Annotated in this window: 1 protein-coding gene; it reads right to left on the minus strand. The window is 60.4% G+C overall.

What is annotated here, in order from left to right; genetic code table 11:
* Nucleotides 1-127: 127 nt before the first annotated feature.
* The gene (locus JP75_RS24875; RefSeq protein WP_035038256.1) at nt 128-706 is read right to left on the minus strand and encodes a nitroreductase family protein; all 579 of its coding nucleotides are present in this window, start codon (nt 704-706) and stop codon (nt 128-130) included.
* Nucleotides 707-857 lie beyond the last annotated feature (151 nt).

Here is an 857-nt window from a genome sequence, read left to right on the forward strand (position 1 = left end):
GTTCTTGTGCACTGCGGAAGAAAGAACGTAGGCCAGACGCTGCGGCACCGAGATCGGCTGAACACCCATACGGAATCATCACCCCCGAAACAGGGTTAATGAAACCTCAACAGAGGTTAATACCAGCTTAACCCTGCCAGCGGCTCACGACCTCTTCGAGCGCCGGACGCGGCCGATCCTCGATGATGGTCGAGGGCGTGCCAATCATGATGAAGCCGACGAAGCGCTCGCCTTCCTTGGCACCCAGCATGGCGGCCGCCTCGGTGTCGTAGCTGAACCAGCGCGTGACCCATTGGGCGGCATAGCCCAGCGCGAAGGCAGCATGCTCGAGGTTGAAGGCGACGTTGCCGGCCGAGATCAGCTGTTCGAAATGCGGAATCTTGGGGCTGGGCTTGGGCGCCGACAGCACACCGATCGTCAAGGGTGCTGGCAGGAATTGCCGCCGCTCGATCTCAAGGCCGGCTTCGTCGAGATTGGAATTGTTGCGCTTGGCGATCTCGGCCAGCTTCTCGCCGGCGCGGATGCGATCATCACCCTCGATAATGACCAGCCGCCAGGGCGCCAGCTTGCCATGGTCGGGAACGCGCGTGCCGATCGTGAGAATTTGACGCAGCTCTTCTGCCGAGGGCCCCGGCTCCTTGAGGAAAGCCTGCCCCACGGAACGGCGGGTGAGCAGATAATCGAGCACGTCGGCTTTGGCGGTCATGGTCTAGGTCCTTGCGAGTGTGCCGTCCTTATGACACAGCTTTTCCCAATTCAAAGCCTAGAGCTTTTTTCTCGTTCGATTTCGGCCGCCGGGGCGACCGCAAGAGGTTATCTTTGGTACGTAGATCGTGGGTGATGGCTATCGGCCTCCT

Source organism: Devosia riboflavina (genome assembly GCF_000743575.1).
GTDB classification, from domain to species: Bacteria; Pseudomonadota; Alphaproteobacteria; order Rhizobiales; family Devosiaceae; genus Devosia; species Devosia riboflavina.